The sequence below is a fragment of the Cupriavidus sp. SIMBA_020 genome (genome assembly GCF_046535395.1).
Taxonomy (GTDB): domain Bacteria; phylum Pseudomonadota; class Gammaproteobacteria; order Burkholderiales; family Burkholderiaceae; genus Cupriavidus; species Cupriavidus campinensis.
The window spans coordinates 1-255 of the sequence record NZ_JAWRWU010001111.1; the positions used below are offsets into that span (position 1 = coordinate 1).

Genomic DNA, 255 nt, shown 5'->3' on the forward strand with positions numbered 1-255 from the left:
GGCGCCACCCCTAGGGCGTATTGCCCGAACCCAGCCAGAGATAGCCGGTGGGATTGTGCGGGCAGGGCCCGAAACCGCATTGCAGCGTGGTGCTGCCCAGGTTGGCGAGCACCATGATGAAAAACAGGGCCATGATGATTACGCCCAGCGCCGACACCGGCCGCTTGAGCATGTTGTCGCCCCATTTGCGATCCACCGACAGCATCAGCACGCAGAACACGATCAGGACGCTGAAGGCGATAAAAGCCCAGGTGT

1 pseudogene is annotated in these 255 nt (G+C 61.6%); it reads right to left on the reverse strand.

What is annotated here, in order from left to right:
- Positions 1 to 10 precede the first annotated feature (10 nt).
- Positions 11 to 255: pseudogene (locus SB751_RS32965) on the reverse strand (disulfide bond formation protein DsbB); the annotation flags it as partial.